This is a genomic window from Stenotrophomonas geniculata ATCC 19374 = JCM 13324 (genome assembly GCF_001431625.1).
Lineage (GTDB): Bacteria > Pseudomonadota > Gammaproteobacteria > Xanthomonadales > Xanthomonadaceae > Stenotrophomonas > Stenotrophomonas geniculata.
Map to the genome: position 1 here is coordinate 12,601 of NZ_LLXT01000035.1, position 13,996 is coordinate 26,596.

A 13,996-nucleotide genomic window follows, 5' to 3' on the forward strand; every position below is an offset into this window, starting at 1 on the left:
GCTTTTTTCCCCGTCCATGCTGCCCGTATCGTGCAATCCACTCAAGTGGAGGCACGCTCATGAACATCTTCGGCGGCTTGTTGTTCCTGCAGGGCCACGTGGCCAGCACCGAGCTGGCACGCCAGCTGGCCAGCCCTACCACACCTGCCCCGCAGTGCGCGCAGCAACCGGCTGCGCCTGTTCAGCCGCCGAGAACCCGTTGAACGCTCCTCACCCTGCGTACCAGCGTTGGACGTGTTCAGGCAGCCACGGGATCGGATCGATATCCAATGCCCGACAACCGTCGAGGGTGTCACGCAGCGCGCGCTCGCCGGGGCCACTGGGCAGCCGCAGGCCTTCCTCCTCCGGAAGTTGCACCGCAGCCCAGTCGTGCAGCTGGTCCATGCGCAGGCACAGGGCGGCCCGCAGCCACGCCTTCAGTGGATAGCAGCGATAGCCTTGTTCGCCCAACGCGAGAATTGCATGCGACAAGGCCTGGTTGGCACCACGTACCCATTCGGTGCGACCTCCAGCCTTGTCCTGGACCGTCATCGGCGCCGGCGCGCGGTGCGCCTTGAACGGCGAACGCAGCTGCAGCTCCAGATCTCGCGCATCGCGCTCGCTTTCCGCTTCCACCAGTGCACCGGCGTCGAGGTCGAAGAACTCGAACCAACGCCGGTGCAATGCGCTGATGCGTCCGAGCGGATCACGTGAGAAACCGATCTTCGCGTAGTCTTCCCACGCACAGGGGAAGACGTAGGCGAAGACACGACCGTCGATGCGGATATCCGACTGCATGTGCGCAGGCTGCCTCGACAACAGCCCGGGTGCAACCGGGCGTTACCGTGGACGCTGCAGCGCCTCCTGCACCGCCGCAGCCACGTCGGTGTTGTCGATGTAACTGCCGTCGTTCCAGCGCACGTGCTGACGGTAGCCGGCATCAACGCCGCGCACGCGCTTGCCCAGCAGTTCCGACCCCGCGCCCTTGGCCCACAATGGCACCAGTGCATTGGAATGGTTGCCGGTGGGACGGAAACTGATCCCGGGCATGCGGCCGCGGCCGTTGTTGCGTACCGGAGAGAAGGCAACGGCCTGTGCATCCGGGCCCATCGGCATGCTGTTGTCGTGGTCGGTGGTAACGATCAGCAGGTTGCGCTCCCAGCCACCGTTACGCTCGATCCAGTCGACCACCGCCGTCACCGCGTTATTGAACTCCATGGTCTCTTCGATCAACCGGCCATACTGCGGCTGATCGCTGCACTGGCCGTAATGCCATTCGGTGCCGCAGGCACTGGTGTGTGCGGCCCAGTCGGTGGCGCCACCTTCCACCATCAGGTACAGCCCCTTGGACGAGCGCTGCTGCAGGAACTGCAGCGCGCCGCGGGTCATGGTCGCCAGATCGGGGACGCTGTCGATCTTCCTCACTCCCGAAGGCGTGGCTGCATCCTTGCCCAGCACCTGCAGGCGGCGCGCCTGCTGCAGGGTGTTGGCCACGCGCGGTACACCGATCAGCGGCCTGTCGGCCGGCAACCGTCCCTGCGCCAGCGCGGCGAACGCTTCCTTGCTGCGGATCAGGCGCCACGGTCCCGCCGGATTGCCGGCGATGGTGCTGCCCGCTTCCAGCTGCTGCCAATCCTGCTGCGACACCCACTCCCATGGATTCGCGCAGCCCTCTGCGTTTGCGGCGTCCGTGCCTTCGTTGCAGGCGCGGCCGTCGACGCTGTAGCCCGGGCCTCCGGTGCCCATCACCAGGTCCATGTGGCCCTGCGCCAGCATCTGGTGCGCAATGGCGTGATAGCTGCTACGCGATTCGTTCTGCGCTGCGAATGCGGCCGGTGTGGCGTGCGCGAACGGTACCGAAGTCACTACACCGGTCGCCATGCCCAGGCGCTTGGCGCGCAGCGTATTGAACTCGACCGGCTGGCCATCGTTGTTGTAGTTGATGGCGTTGTTGTAGGTCTTGATGCCCGAGGACAACGCGGTGCCCGCCGCCGCACTGTCGGTAGCCACCGCGGCCAGGTACTGGTAGCCGGCAAACGGCAGGTCCTGCGCAGGAACCGGCGTGTCATCCCAGGCCTTGCCCGGGTCGTAGCCAAGCGTCTGTGCGTTGTCGCGGGTCGGCTGGCTGCTGGCATTCAACGGGAAGGTGGTTACCGCCAGGCGCAGCGGGAAATCCGCATAGGGTGCGCCTTCGCGGCGGCCATACTGCCAGTAGGCCGCCGCGTCCCAGGTACCCCAGCCGGCACCGTCGTTGATCATCACGATCACATTGAGCGGACCGGCTTCGGCGGAGGAAACAGCCTCGGTGCGCAGGTTGGGCTGGCAGCCGCCAAGTGCGGCCAGCGCGAGCAGCAACGAAGAATGAAGCCAGCGGCGTGGAATGCGTGCAGTCATCGGATGTCCCGTCGGCCATCGGCGGCCCGCAATGATGTTACGTTATATCGTTGCAATATTTCAGCTTCGTGCAGCCGCCGCACACTATCCTCCAGGGCCCCCACTGTCATCGTCGTTTCCATGCCGCTTCCTGCTCCTGCGCGTGCACCGCTGTCGTCCATCACCCTCGATGCGGCAACCTTCGCAGTGATTCACCAGCACAACGCGGACATCGCCAGGCAACCGGCCTCGCTGACCAAGCTGATGACCGCCTACGCGGCTTACGAGTGTGTCGAGGAGCGCGGGCGCTCGTGGGAGGACGAAGTCACCATCGCCGCCGACGACGTGCATGCGGTCGCCGACGATGAAACGCGCATGGGCCTGGTGCCCGGCGAAACGGTCACGCTCGCGCGCCTGCTGGAAGGCTTGATGATCGTCTCCGGCAATGACGCGGCGCTGGCGGTCGCGCGCCACCTGGACGGATCGCAGCCTGCGTTCCTGGAGCGCATGAACCGGCACGCGCGCCAGCTCGGCCTGCGCAGCACTTGGTTCGCCAGCGTCTCCGGCATCACCACGCCGCATCATGCGTCCAGCGCGCGCGACATGGCGGTGCTGGCCGCGTGCCTGTTGAACGATCATCCGCAGATCCTGGCGGTCACCGCGCAGCGCGCGTTCGCGCACGGCAGCTTCAGCCGCAACAACCAGAACGCCCTGCTTGGCGATGACGGCGTGGATGGCTTGAAGACCGGCTACACCCAGGCCGCAGGCTTCTGCCTGGCCGCCACCGCATGCCGGGTGGTACACGGGCGGGACGAGCCGGTACGCCTGATCACCGTGGTATTGGGCTCTGAGAGCCGCGACGCGCGCGACGCATGGGTGCGCGATCAGCTGGCGGCAGGATTCGCCACGCTGGCCGGCAGTACCGCCGGGGCCTGACCTTCGAAGCGGCTCAGCGACGCTTGACCGTCGCCACGATCAGCCGCTGCAGCTCGGCCTCGGCGTCGGTCTTGTCCAGCGCGCCCGCGGCCACACCCTCGGACAGGGTTTCAGCCGCACCCAGGATCGCCCAGCGTCCCGCCAGCGGCACCGAGCCGTCGCTGGCGAACGGGCCCAGCCAGGCGTCGCAGTTGTCGATGAAGTCCTGCTGGTAACGCCGCCGCACCTCGTGCAGTTCCGGCGCACCCACCAGCGCGGCGAGGATGCCCTGCACTTCACTGCCCTGGCTGAGGATGCAGTCGATGTAGCCGGAGGCGATGGCTGCCGCACGGTCGGCCAGCTGCGCCCGGGCGCGGCCGATACGCTCGTGGAAGACCACCGTCTGCCGCCCGTCATAGTCATCGTAGAGCGCGGCCAGCAGGCCGTTGCGGGTCACGAAGTGATCGTACGCCACCGGCTTGGTCACGCCCGCCGCCTCGGCCAGCCGTCCCAGCGTCAACGCGTCGGTGCCCTCTTCGCCAACCAGCGCCCAGGCCACGTCCAGCAACTGGCGGGCGCGTTGCTCGCGGGTCAATCGGCGGCGCGTGGGAGCGGCGTTGGCAGGCATCGGCGGAACACGGTGATCAACTCATCGGAGTACCGATTTTACGGCCGATTTCCATGGCGGTCTGCAGATGCGCCTGCGCGGCACCGCTGTCGGCGTCGAGCAGCAGTTCGGACGACAGCACGCGCGCGCCACAGTAGTCGAAGATGCCCATGTCGATCTGGGTCTTCATCGCCGTGCCATAGCCGCGCCGTTCGATCATTTCCGCGCCCGCACCGCCAACGCCGACCAGATGCACGCGCAGGCGCTGCAGCTTCTTCTGCACCTTGCCATCGGCACCGTCCTGGTACGCCCAGCCCTGGGTGAACACGCGATCGATCCATCCCTTCAGCAAGGCAGGGAACGACCACCAGTACAGCGGGTAGACCAGCACCAGCGTATCGATGGCGTCCAGCCGCGCATGCTCGGCCGCCACATCGGGCGGAACCGGGCCGGTCCCGCGGAACAGAGCCTGGTCATCGCGGTTGAAGCGCGGATCGAAGCCTTCGGCGACCAGGTCGGCGTGGGTTACGGTGTTGCCGGCGCCGATGGCCCGGATGGCGTCGCCTATGCGCTGGGCGATGGCATGGGTGAGCGATCCGGTTTCCGGGTGGGTGGTGACGATGAGACTGTGCATGGGTAAATCTCCAGGAATCATTACCTACCAATAGTAAGTAATGATTTCAGGATCACCAGCGCCACCGATGGGACGCTGTTTTTGCGTTCACCGTATAGTGCGCCGCATCCCGTGGAGGTCCCCGACGATGCACCGACGCCTGCTTGCTCCCCTGCTGTTCCTGCTGCTGGCCACGATGGCGCCGACGGCCGTAGCCGGCGAGCTCACCCCATCCGAATCGGCCGCCCTGCGCCAGGACGTGCAGGGGATGCTGGCCGCGTTCGCCCGCGGCGATGCCGAGCTGATCATCGCCCGCACGCATCCCAGCCTGAAACGCCTGGCCGGCGGTGATGAGGTATACGCCCGATCAACCCGCGACACGGTCAAGGCGCTGCACGAGGCCGGCGTCACCATCATCAGCGACGAAGCTGGGGTACCGACCCGTACCTATGCCGCCGGCGACGAGGAGGTCTGCTTCGTCCCGCGCTACTCGTTGCTGCGCGTACGTGAATCCCCGATCCGCAGCACCTCGTTCATGGTCGCCGTGCGCCGCGTCGGCGCCGCGCAATGGAGCTATCTGGATGGCGCGGGGTTGCTCGACAACCCTGAGCTGCTCTGGCAACTGCTGCCAGCGCTGGAGCCTGGCGTGACGCTGCCCAGGGGTGGAGTGGAAACGCTGTAGCGCGATTGCTGGGCGTCGGTACGCTCCGGCGCATCCATCTACGCATGGCATGGATCTACCGGCTGTCCGTTAGCGGAACAACGCGTTCAACGCGGCCCCGGAAGCCGCCTGCTGCAGCCCATCGAAACGCCCCTCCTGCACGATCGGCTGTGTGGCCTGTATCAGCCCACCCCATGCCGCACGCGCAAGCGCACCGCCCAGGCTGACCCGGCGAACACCAAGTGCTGCGATGTCCTGCAGGTTCAGCGGTGTCGGTCCACCAACCAGCAGGCTCACCGGTTTTGACCCTGCAGTGGCAACCACCGCGCTGATCTGCTCGCGCGTGCTGATGCCAGGCGCATACAGCACATCGGCACCGGCCTCGGCATAGGCCCGCAGGCGCTGCAGGGTGTCCTGCAGATCCGGCACGCCGACGAAGAAATTCTCCGCACGCCCGACCAGCAGCACGTCACCGCCTGCGCGGTCGATGGCTGCACGGGCAGCGCGCAGGCGCTCGACCGCCTCGTCGATCGAACGCAGCGGTGCATCGGTGACGCCGCTGGCATCCTCGATCGACAACGCCGCGATGCCGGTGTCGATCGCTGCAGCCACCGCCTCCTCCACCGCCTGCGGCGTCGCGCCGAAGCCATCACCGAAGTCGGCATTCAACGGCAACGGGGTCGCCGCCGCCATCAGGCGCAGATGCGCCAGCGTGGCCGGCAACGAAACCGCGCCATCCGGCCGCCCTTCGCTCCAGGCGCAGCCGGCACTGGTGGTGGCCAACGCCAGGAAGCCTTGCCGCTGCAGGTAGCGCGCACTGCCCACGTCCCACGGGTTGGGCAGCACGAAGCACCCCTGCGCGTGCAGTTGGCGGAAAGACGCGCGCTTGTGCTGTGTGTCGGCATCGGGCGAGGTCATGGCAGGGCTCCGGGGCGGCAGACCTGCACCCTAGCCCGCCGTGCGGTCGCGCTCAATGGCATCGAAGCCGGCCATGCATGAAGTGATGCCCCCTGCTTATTGGACGCCACCGGCAGCCCTGCCCGAGCGTACGTGGTTGTCCACACCAGTGCCGCCACGGAGCCCTTCATGCAGCCTGACCCGCAGCCCCTCATCGACGCCGGCGATGATGACGCCCACTGGGCCGACCTGCTCTCGCCGGCGCGGCGCCGCCTGATCGCTTCGGCGGGTCTGGCCGCCGGTGGCCTGGCCAGTGCGTCGACCGGCACCGCAGCACCGCGCGGCAACGACGCGGTGAATACCACCGAGCCTGGCCGCCCCGGCTTCCGTGTCATCGTGCCGCCAGCGCCGGAAGGGCGCAGCCCCTGGGGCCAGGCCACAGCCAGCGAACCGACCCTGCGCCCGGCCAGCGTGCGTCCCGGCGAAGCCACCCTGCCCGCGACCCCACGCGCCTACACCGACATCAAGAGCTATCACGCGCATATCTACTTCGACGAGGACAGCTTCGAGAAGGCTGCGCTGCTGCGACGCTGGGCGGCCGAGCGCTTCCCGGTGGAGCTGGGCAACTGGAACCTGGAGCCACGCGGACCACACGTCACCCCGTCGTTCTATTTCGGCTTCACCAACGACCTGCTGCCGGTGCTGGTGCCCTGGCTGCAGCTCAACAGCCTGGGCCTGACCATCCTGATCCACCCCAATACCGGTGATGGCCGTGCCGACCACCTGTATTACGCCTTGTGGGTGAACCGCGCGCAGCCGGTGAACGCCTACAACTGGCCGGCACCGAAGCCGGGGGAACGGGAGCCGCTGGAGGAGGTGTTCCCGAACGTGGTACCGACGGTGCCGCTGGAGACCTGACCCGCCTTTCCGGTGGGTGCGTAGCTTGCTGCGCATCTTGGGACGCCCTTCGGTGGGTGCGTAGCTTGCTGCGCACCTTGAGCCCCCCTCCGGTGGGTGCGTAGCTTGCTGCGCACCGAACTTCCTTCTTCCACGCGTGGCGCGGCTCCCCCGGCAAGGCTCTTGCCGCCATCGTCGCCCTACGTGCACGCATCCCCCGCCCGCACGGCGTTCAGCGCGCCTTGATCCGCCGCCCCGCGTAGGGCCGCAAGCGCTTCGGCAGGTTTCAAACAAACGATTGAAACGCAGCAAACTTCGCCGAACTGGACAGCATCCGCCGGTTCCGCCAGACTGCCGCCCTTTCCCGTCTTCCGGATCCCATGGCGAAGCTGCTGGTCCTGCACGGCCCCAACCTCAACCTGCTCGGCACCCGCGAGCCGGAGGTCTACGGCCACACCACGCTGGCCGACATCGACCAGGCGCTGGCGGCCCAGGCCTCGGCCGCCGGGCACGCGATGGAGAGCCTGCAGTCCAATGCCGAGCACGTACTGGTGGACCGCGTGCAGGCCGCGCGCGACGACGGAACCGCTTTCATCCTGATCAACCCCGCCGCCTTCACCCATACCTCGGTGGCCCTGCGCGATGCGCTGGCGGCGGTGGCGGTGCCGTTCATCGAGATCCACCTGTCCAATCCGCATACCCGCGAACCGTTCCGCCAGCACAGCTACTTCAGTGACAAGGCCGTGGGCGTGGTCTGCGGCTTCGGCGCCGACAGCTACCGCTACGCGATGGACGCGGCGCTGCTGCGCGTGCAGGCGGCCCGCGCGTGAACGTGCTGCCGCGCGTGCTTGCCGGCGTTCTGGCGTGGGCCGGTCTCTGCGGTGCGGCCACGGCGTTCGACCGCAAGGACGAAGGCATCGACTGCGCACGTCCGACCACCACGATGGAGAGCGACCTGTGCGCCTCGGACGTGGCCGCAGCCGCTGATGTCGAACTCAATGCGGTGTATGCACAAGCCCGGCGCCAGCTGCGCACACCCGCCAACGGTGGCGGCTGCAGCTATTGCGGCGATGCCGAGCAGCAGCTGGTCCTGGCCCAGCGTGCCTGGATGCAGCTGCGCGACCACGACTGCAACGCCGTCTATGCCCTCAATTCCGATGGCACGGCGCGCAACGGCGCACAGATGCGCTGCCTGATCACCCTCGCGCGCGACCGCACACGGCAGCTGCGCGAGTTCTACGAACTGCTTTGACCCGAGCGCGATGCGCTTCCCACCACACTGACATCAAGAGCAAAGAGGCCACCATGGATCTCCGCAAAATCAAGAAGCTGATCGACCTGCTGGAAGAGTCGAACCTGGCTGAAATCGAAATCAAGGAAGGCGAAGAGTCGGTGCGCCTGTCGCGCGCCCCGGTGGCCGGCTATGCCGCCCCGGTCGCCGCCCCGGTGTATGCCGCTCCGGCTGCTCCGGCGCCGCAGGCGATGCCGATGCAGTCGCCGACCGAAGCTTCCACCGGCGGCACCGCCAAGCCGGGCCCGGCACTGCCGGAAGGCCACGTGCTGCGCTCGCCGATGGTCGGCACCTTCTACGCCTCGTCCGCTCCGGACAAGCCGGCCTTCGTCAGCGTGGGCCAGCAGGTCAAGGAAGGCGAGACCCTGGCCATCATCGAAGCGATGAAGATGTTCAACCCGATCGAAGCCGACAAGTCCGGCACCATCGTCGCCATCCTCGGCGAGAACGGCCAGCCGGTGGAATTCGACCAGCCGCTGTTCGTGATCGGCTGAGGGGCACGCCATGCTCGACAAAGTCGTCATCGCCAACCGAGGGGAAATCGCGCTGCGCATCCTGCGCGCGTGCCACACCCTCGGCATCCGCACGGTGGCCGTGCACTCCACGGTCGACCGCAACCTCAAGCACGTGGCCATGGCCGACGAGTCGGTCTGCATCGGCCCGGCGCCGTCGCCGCAGAGCTACCTCAACATCCCGGCACTGATCGCCGCAGCGGAAGTCACCGACGCCCAGGCCATCCACCCGGGCTACGGCTTCCTGTCGGAGAACGCCGACTTCGCCGAGCGGGTGGAAGAGTCCGGCTTCATCTTCATCGGCCCCAAGGCCGACACCATCCGCATGATGGGTGACAAGGTCGAAGCCATCCGCGCGATGAAGTCTGCCGGCGTGCCGTGCGTGCCCGGCTCGGGCGGCCCGCTGGGCGAGGACATCGTCGCCAACACCAAGATCGCCCGTGAGATCGGCTACCCGGTCATCATCAAGGCAGCCGGTGGCGGCGGTGGCCGCGGCATGCGCGTGGTGCACGCCGAAGCCTCGCTGAAGACCTCGATCGAAACCACCAAGAGCGAGGCCAAGGCCGCGTTCGGCAATGGCGAGGTCTACATGGAGAAGTTCCTGGAGAATCCGCGCCACGTGGAGATCCAGGTGCTGGCCGACGGCCAGGGCAACGCCATCCACCTGGGTGAGCGCGACTGCTCGATGCAGCGCCGCCACCAGAAGGTGGTGGAAGAAGCGCCGGCCCCGGGCATCACCGCCGAGCAGCGCGAGCAGATCGGCAAGGTGTGCGTGGAAGCCTGCATCCGCATTGGTTATCGCGGCGCCGGCACTTTCGAGTTCCTGTACGAGGACGGCCGCTTCTACTTCATCGAAATGAACACCCGCATCCAGGTGGAACATCCGGTCACCGAAATGGTCACCGGCATCGACCTGGTGGCCGAGCAGCTGAAGATCGCCGCCGGCCAGAAGCTGTCGATCAAGCAGAGTGACGTGGTGCTGACCGGCCATGCCATCGAATGCCGCATCAACGCCGAAGATGCAGAAACGTTCGTGCCGAGCCCGGGCACCATCACCGGCTTCCATCCGCCGGGCGGCCCCGGCGTGCGCGTGGACACCCACATCTACAGTGGCTACCGCGTGCCGTCGAACTACGACTCGATGATCGGCAAGCTGATCGTGCACGGCCCGGACCGCGAAACCGCCATTGCCCGCATGCGCGTGGCACTGAGCGAAATGGTGGTCGATGGCATCAAGACCAACGTCGCCCTGCAGCAGCGGATCATGCGCGACAAGGGCTTCCAGGCCGGTGGCCAGAACATCCACTACCTGGAAAAGCGTTTGGCCGAACGCAAGAACAAGCCGATCGCGCTGACCTGATCGGTGCCCGGTGCTGGACATGAAAAGGGCGGGGATATTCCCGCCCTTTTCTGTTGCTGCAGGGCCGAGTCCCTGCCCGGCTTGCCAGAAGCCCGGCCGAGCGTGGGCTCGGCTCTACAGCAGGCGCATCAGCGCTTGTCGGCCGCTTCGGCCGGAATCTGCGAGTTCGCCAGCGGACGCACGCCATTGGGCGAGGTCGGGTCGACGATCACCATGGTCTCGGTCGAACCATCCGGCCACACCACCTGGAAGGTGCTGCCCGCCGGCAGCGACGCGAACGGCATGCCGCTCTGCGCGCGATAGACCGCGGCCACCTGGCTGGCACCGGCACGGCGCACGTCTTCCTGCGCCTTCACCGTGGTCAGTTCCACCTTCGACAGATGCCGGTAGCGATCTTCATAGGTATCGATCATCAACAGGCCAACCGCGCCGGCCGAGTAGGCCACGAACAGGGCCACCCAGAACCAGAACTTGGCCCCGTGCAGGAATCGGCGGTAGTTCATTGCTCGTTCCTCTTTCCAACCAATCGCTTGATCCATTCCTTCATCTTCCCAGCGCCCTGCCGCGATACCGCAGCGTCATACACGAAATCCCGGAAATCCTGCGTACCATCCTGCGAACAGATCCCTCCGTTCGCACAAAAACTGTTGACCAGCACACTGTCTGCCCCACACGGTAGACCGAGTTCGCAGGCCGCAAGCCGCCAAGCGAGTTCACTGAGCTGCTCGCCCGCCACCAGGCCGTTGAGCGCACGGTCACCCGAGGCGCGCACGCCCATGCCCGGTGCGATCGCCATGAAGGCCTCCGGGTCGCGCGAGGTGCGCACCCGTTCAACCAGGTCACGGCGGTACTCGGGGCTGTCCTGCAGCGGCTCTCCCTCGGCGAACAACGCAGCCTCTGCAGCCAGATTGCCTTGTGCGGCCGCCTTGCGACGTTCGGACAGCACCAGGGCCGTGCCCAGCTTGTCGCCCGGCACGAAACCACCACAACGCTGCGCGACGCGTTCGCGCGCCTGCACCATCGCCGGCGCGGCGGTCAGGCCCAGCCCGGCCAGCACGTTGTTGTCCAGGCGGTAGCCACCCGGATCGACCGCGTACTGCGCGCAATAGTCATAGACACGGCTGAGCATCCAGCGCGCCTCGTGGTTGCCTTCGTCCGCCTGCACACGCAACCGCTGTGCATAGGCATACAGGTCGGTGGCGTCTTCGATATCGGCGCGGAGATCCAGGGGCAGCCCGGACGGCAATGCATTGCCACGCTCGAAGGGTGCCAGGCGGCGCGCGAGCGCCTCCGGCATCACCGGCAGCGGCGCCGCACTGTCAGTGGCTGCCACCCCACCTGCCAGATCCGCCGACGCCAGCGAAGAGGTCGCGGCATGGCCGCTGGCCCGATAACCGGCCACGCCCAGCACGGCCACGGCCGGCAGTACGAGCAACCAGGTTTTCAGGGTCGGAGCGAAGGCCATCGGCGGCGGTGAGCGATGCGGCGGACAGGAAAGCACGAAGTTTAGCAAGGCCCGACGGGCCTGTCTGAACGGGCTTCGTTCATCTCGGAGCGGCATCTCAGGCGATACGGAGACGCCCCGATGGTCTAGCATGGCCCCCTTTCCCGCGATTGCCCCCACCGCCATGCCGTTTCTGGAACTGACCCTGCGTTGCACCGAAGCTACCCAGCCCCGCTATGAGAATGCGCTGGAGGACGTCGGCGCACTGGCCGTCACGCTGCTTGATGCCGAGGCCGATACCAGCAACGAACAGGCCATCCTCGAGCCGGGCGTGGGCGAGACCCCGCTGTGGGACACGCTGGTGCTGAGCGCGCTGTTCCCCGCCGACAGCAACGCGCTGTTGCTGCTGGCCGCACTGGAATCCTTCGATCCGGAACTGGACTGGAGCAGCGGCAGCTTCCGCGCGGTCGAGGATGAAGACTGGGAACGCGCCTGGATCGACCAGTTCCAGCCGATGGACTTCGGCAGCCGTACCTGGATCGTGCCGTGGAACCATGAACTGCCCGATGCCGCACAGGCCGCCGATGCCGCCGTGGTGCGGCTGGACCCGGGCCTGGCGTTCGGTTCGGGCACCCACCCGACCACCGCACTGTGCCTGCGCTGGCTGGACCAGTTGGCAGGCGATGGCCTGCTGCAGGGCCAGCGCGTGCTCGACTTCGGTTGCGGCTCGGGCATCCTCGCACTGGCCGCGCTGAAGCTGGGCGCCGCTGAAGCCATCGGCGTGGACAACGATCCGCAGGCCCTGGTCGCCACCGCCGACAATGCCGAACGCAACGGCGAACAGGCCCGCATGCACGTGTACCTGCCGCAGGACGAACCGGTCGCGACCTATCCGATCGTGGTCGCCAACATCCTCGCCTCGGCGCTGGATGCGCTGGCCGAACTGCTGGCCGCGCGCGTCGCTGCCGGTGGCCGCATCGCCCTGTCCGGCATCCTGCATGGCCAGGAAGGTGAACTGCTGCAGCGCTATGCGGCCTGGTTCGACGATCTGCAGGCCACCCAGGATGGCGACTGGATGCGCATCACCGGCGTGCGCCGCGCCTGATCGTGGTTGAATGACCGCTGGATCCGAGCCCGCGCCCTGAGCATGTCCGAGCCGAACCCACCGCGCCGTCCCCTGGCCACCTTCCTGCGCACCGCGCCGGAAGGTGAGCCCGCGCCTGCGACCGATGCGCGCATGCAGGACGAAGCCGGGCACACAGCGCCTGTGGAGCAGATTCCCGTCGAGCCCATCGACCTGGCAGGCCCACCGGCGACAGAAAGGCGACACGACGATGACGTTGTCATCGTTGATGAAGCAGCGGCCATCGAACCGGCGCCGCTCGCGGTGCAGGCAGCAGCGGCCGCCAGTGATGCCCCCAGCTTCCTGGGCAGCACGCGCGCACGCACGCTGCCAGCACCCCGCTGGCACTGGCTGCTGGTCGCCGGGCTGGCATTGCTGCTGGTACTGCAGAGCGTGCTGGCCGACCGCGCGCGGTTGGCCGCCGACGCCGGCAACCGCGCGTGGCTGGGCACGCTGTGCGGCGTCCTGCACTGCAGCCTGCCGGCCTGGCACGAACCCACGGCGTTCACCATGACCAGCCGCGAGATCCGGCCGCTGCCCGGGCAGGCCGGTGTGCTGCAGGTGCAGGCCAGCATCCGCAACGACGCACGTTGGGCACAAGCGTGGCCAGACCTGCGCCTGTCACTGTCCGATGCCGATGGCCGGGTGATCGGCAGCGGCGTGTTCACGCCCGCGCAGTACCTGGGTGAGAACCCCGGCGCAGCCCTGCTGGAACCGGGCCAGAGCGCACGCGTCGCGTTCCGGGTACAGGAGCCCGCCGCATCCACCGTCGCATTCACCTTCGACTTCCTCTGACCGGGAGAGGCGACCAGCCGTGGCAGGCCGGGCACGCTCGCGCTAGACTGGCCGCCACCACCTCGTCCGGCCGCGCGCTCCGCGCGCACGGGCCAACCGAATCGGGAACCCCCTTGAACGCTGTCCTTTCTCGTCCTGACAACAGTCGTGGCGCTCCCCGGCCACCGCTGCGTGAACACGTCGCCCAGTCCGTGCGCCGCTACCTGCGTGACCTTGATGGCTGCGATGCGGACGATGTCTACGAGATCGTGCTGCGCGAGATGGAGATCCCGCTGTTCGTGGAAGTGCTCAACCACTGCGAAGGCAACCAGAGCCGCGCCGCGGCGATGCTGGGCATCCACCGTGCCACCCTGCGCAAGAAGCTGAAGGAATACGGCATCAGCGCCTGAGCGCACCGATGTGTAGAGTCGAGCCATGCTCGACTGCTCCTGCGCCGGGCAACACGTGAAAGGCAGTCGAGCATGGCTCGACGCTACAGAAGCGGGGCAATGCCGTTCCAGTAGAGCCACGCCATGCGTGGGTGGACGCC

General features: G+C 67.3%; 18 protein-coding genes. 11 read left to right on the forward strand and 7 right to left on the reverse strand.

Annotated features, from left to right (window positions below; translation table 11 throughout):
• Positions 1 to 59 precede the first annotated feature (59 nt).
• Positions 60 to 203, forward strand: a complete 144-nt coding sequence (locus ARC63_RS23480; RefSeq protein WP_167345302.1) for a hypothetical protein — start codon at positions 60 to 62, stop codon at positions 201 to 203.
• A 7-nt stretch (positions 204 to 210) separates the two neighbouring features.
• On the opposite strand, the gene ARC63_RS02070 is transcribed toward ARC63_RS23480, so the two are convergent.
• Both ARC63_RS02070 and ARC63_RS02075 read right to left on the reverse strand, forming a co-directional pair.
• Positions 211 to 777 (reverse strand): GIY-YIG nuclease family protein, encoded by a 567-nt coding sequence (locus ARC63_RS02070; RefSeq protein WP_057502405.1) that lies wholly within the window; start codon positions 775 to 777, stop codon positions 211 to 213.
• A 42-nt stretch (positions 778 to 819) separates the two neighbouring features.
• Positions 820 to 2,373, reverse strand: a complete 1,554-nt coding sequence (locus tag ARC63_RS02075; RefSeq protein WP_057502406.1) for an alkaline phosphatase — start codon at positions 2,371 to 2,373, stop codon at positions 820 to 822.
• 120 nt (positions 2,374 to 2,493) lie between these two features.
• Here ARC63_RS02075 and ARC63_RS02080 point away from each other — a divergent pair, with 120 nt between their 5' ends.
• The gene (locus ARC63_RS02080; protein ID WP_053443589.1) at positions 2,494 to 3,288 is read left to right on the forward strand and encodes a D-alanyl-D-alanine carboxypeptidase family protein; all 795 of its coding nucleotides are present in this window, start codon (positions 2,494 to 2,496) and stop codon (positions 3,286 to 3,288) included.
• 13 nt (positions 3,289 to 3,301) lie between these two features.
• Here ARC63_RS02080 and ARC63_RS02085 read toward each other — a convergent pair whose 3' ends face one another.
• Together ARC63_RS02085 and ARC63_RS02090 are read right to left on the reverse strand one after the other, a co-directional pair.
• Complete coding sequence (locus ARC63_RS02085; RefSeq protein ID WP_029379726.1) at positions 3,302 to 3,895, reverse strand: TetR/AcrR family transcriptional regulator; 594 nt, start codon at positions 3,893 to 3,895, stop codon at positions 3,302 to 3,304.
• 16 nt (positions 3,896 to 3,911) lie between these two features.
• Positions 3,912 to 4,508, reverse strand: a complete 597-nt coding sequence (locus tag ARC63_RS02090) for an NAD(P)H-dependent oxidoreductase (RefSeq protein ID WP_057502407.1) — start codon at positions 4,506 to 4,508, stop codon at positions 3,912 to 3,914.
• A 127-nt stretch (positions 4,509 to 4,635) separates the two neighbouring features.
• On the opposite strand from ARC63_RS02090, the gene ARC63_RS02095 reads away from it, so the two are divergent.
• Entirely contained in the window at positions 4,636 to 5,169 is a 534-nt protein-coding gene (locus tag ARC63_RS02095) for a hypothetical protein (RefSeq protein ID WP_010481085.1), read from the forward strand.
• Between the two features lie 69 nt (positions 5,170 to 5,238).
• On the opposite strand, the gene ARC63_RS02100 is transcribed toward ARC63_RS02095, so the two are convergent.
• A complete protein-coding gene (locus ARC63_RS02100) occupies positions 5,239 to 6,066 on the reverse strand; it encodes an isocitrate lyase/PEP mutase family protein (protein ID WP_057502408.1) in 828 nt (275 codons plus the stop codon).
• Between the two features lie 168 nt (positions 6,067 to 6,234).
• Between ARC63_RS02100 and ARC63_RS02105 the strand changes: the two genes are divergently transcribed.
• The 5 genes from ARC63_RS02105 (at position 6,235) to accC (ending at position 10,105) form a co-directional block, all read left to right on the forward strand.
• Positions 6,235 to 6,963: a DOPA 4,5-dioxygenase family protein gene (locus ARC63_RS02105; RefSeq protein WP_049452973.1), complete on the forward strand. Its 729-nt coding sequence runs from the start codon at positions 6,235 to 6,237 to the stop codon at positions 6,961 to 6,963.
• Between the two features lie 359 nt (positions 6,964 to 7,322).
• The gene (aroQ, locus tag ARC63_RS02110; protein ID WP_010481082.1) at positions 7,323 to 7,772 is read left to right on the forward strand and encodes a type II 3-dehydroquinate dehydratase; all 450 of its coding nucleotides are present in this window, start codon (positions 7,323 to 7,325) and stop codon (positions 7,770 to 7,772) included.
• Entirely contained in the window at positions 7,769 to 8,194 is a 426-nt protein-coding gene (locus tag ARC63_RS02115) for a lysozyme inhibitor LprI family protein (RefSeq protein WP_049452977.1), read from the forward strand. The genes aroQ and ARC63_RS02115 overlap by 4 nt, the downstream gene beginning before the upstream one ends.
• 53 nt (positions 8,195 to 8,247) lie before the next feature.
• The gene (gene accB, locus ARC63_RS02120; RefSeq protein ID WP_032129560.1) at positions 8,248 to 8,727 is read left to right on the forward strand and encodes an acetyl-CoA carboxylase biotin carboxyl carrier protein; all 480 of its coding nucleotides are present in this window, start codon (positions 8,248 to 8,250) and stop codon (positions 8,725 to 8,727) included.
• 10 nt (positions 8,728 to 8,737) lie between these two features.
• The gene (gene accC / locus ARC63_RS02125; RefSeq protein WP_010481079.1) at positions 8,738 to 10,105 is read left to right on the forward strand and encodes an acetyl-CoA carboxylase biotin carboxylase subunit; all 1,368 of its coding nucleotides are present in this window, start codon (positions 8,738 to 8,740) and stop codon (positions 10,103 to 10,105) included.
• Positions 10,106 to 10,233: 128 nt separating this feature from the next.
• Here the strand turns inward: accC and ARC63_RS02130 are convergent, their stop codons facing one another.
• Entirely contained in the window at positions 10,234 to 10,608 is a 375-nt protein-coding gene (locus ARC63_RS02130; protein WP_010481078.1) for a hypothetical protein, read from the reverse strand.
• Complete coding sequence (locus ARC63_RS02135) at positions 10,605 to 11,570, reverse strand: hypothetical protein (RefSeq protein ID WP_010481077.1); 966 nt, start codon at positions 11,568 to 11,570, stop codon at positions 10,605 to 10,607. Before ARC63_RS02135 ends, ARC63_RS02130 begins: the two co-directional genes overlap by 4 nt.
• A 163-nt stretch (positions 11,571 to 11,733) precedes the next feature.
• Between ARC63_RS02135 and prmA the strand changes: the two genes are divergently transcribed.
• The 3 genes from prmA (at position 11,734) to fis (ending at position 13,856) form a co-directional block, all read left to right on the forward strand.
• Positions 11,734 to 12,654, forward strand: a complete 921-nt coding sequence (prmA, locus tag ARC63_RS02140; protein WP_049452982.1) for a 50S ribosomal protein L11 methyltransferase — start codon at positions 11,734 to 11,736, stop codon at positions 12,652 to 12,654.
• A 42-nt stretch (positions 12,655 to 12,696) separates the two neighbouring features.
• The gene (locus tag ARC63_RS02145; protein ID WP_019338964.1) at positions 12,697 to 13,467 is read left to right on the forward strand and encodes a DUF3426 domain-containing protein; all 771 of its coding nucleotides are present in this window, start codon (positions 12,697 to 12,699) and stop codon (positions 13,465 to 13,467) included.
• 113 nt (positions 13,468 to 13,580) lie between these two features.
• Positions 13,581 to 13,856, forward strand: a complete 276-nt coding sequence (fis, locus tag ARC63_RS02150) for a DNA-binding transcriptional regulator Fis (RefSeq protein ID WP_005419706.1) — start codon at positions 13,581 to 13,583, stop codon at positions 13,854 to 13,856.
• The last annotated feature ends 140 nt before the right edge of the window (positions 13,857 to 13,996 follow it).

Bases quoted from the DNA above. Each gene is read 5' to 3' on its own strand.
- ARC63_RS23480 (WP_167345302.1), top strand. From the start codon at position 60: ATGAACATCTTCGGCGGCTTGTTGTTCCTGCAGGGCCACGTGGCCAGC.
- ARC63_RS02070 (WP_057502405.1), bottom strand. From the start codon at position 777: ATGCAGTCGGATATCCGCATCGACGGTCGTGTCTTCGCCTACGTCTTC.
- ARC63_RS02075 (WP_057502406.1), bottom strand. From the start codon at position 2,373: ATGACTGCACGCATTCCACGCCGCTGGCTTCATTCTTCGTTGCTGCTC.
- ARC63_RS02080 (WP_053443589.1), top strand. From the start codon at position 2,494: ATGCCGCTTCCTGCTCCTGCGCGTGCACCGCTGTCGTCCATCACCCTC.
- ARC63_RS02085 (WP_029379726.1), bottom strand. From the start codon at position 3,895: ATGCCTGCCAACGCCGCTCCCACGCGCCGCCGATTGACCCGCGAGCAA.
- ARC63_RS02090 (WP_057502407.1), bottom strand. From the start codon at position 4,508: ATGCACAGTCTCATCGTCACCACCCACCCGGAAACCGGATCGCTCACC.
- ARC63_RS02095 (WP_010481085.1), top strand. From the start codon at position 4,636: ATGCACCGACGCCTGCTTGCTCCCCTGCTGTTCCTGCTGCTGGCCACG.
- ARC63_RS02100 (WP_057502408.1), bottom strand. From the start codon at position 6,066: ATGACCTCGCCCGATGCCGACACACAGCACAAGCGCGCGTCTTTCCGC.
- ARC63_RS02105 (WP_049452973.1), top strand. From the start codon at position 6,235: ATGCAGCCTGACCCGCAGCCCCTCATCGACGCCGGCGATGATGACGCC.
- aroQ (WP_010481082.1), top strand. From the start codon at position 7,323: ATGGCGAAGCTGCTGGTCCTGCACGGCCCCAACCTCAACCTGCTCGGC.
- accB (WP_032129560.1), top strand. From the start codon at position 8,248: ATGGATCTCCGCAAAATCAAGAAGCTGATCGACCTGCTGGAAGAGTCG.
- accC (WP_010481079.1), top strand. From the start codon at position 8,738: ATGCTCGACAAAGTCGTCATCGCCAACCGAGGGGAAATCGCGCTGCGC.
- ARC63_RS02130 (WP_010481078.1), bottom strand. From the start codon at position 10,608: ATGAACTACCGCCGATTCCTGCACGGGGCCAAGTTCTGGTTCTGGGTG.
- ARC63_RS02135 (WP_010481077.1), bottom strand. From the start codon at position 11,570: ATGGCCTTCGCTCCGACCCTGAAAACCTGGTTGCTCGTACTGCCGGCC.
- prmA (WP_049452982.1), top strand. From the start codon at position 11,734: ATGCCGTTTCTGGAACTGACCCTGCGTTGCACCGAAGCTACCCAGCCC.
- ARC63_RS02145 (WP_019338964.1), top strand. From the start codon at position 12,697: ATGTCCGAGCCGAACCCACCGCGCCGTCCCCTGGCCACCTTCCTGCGC.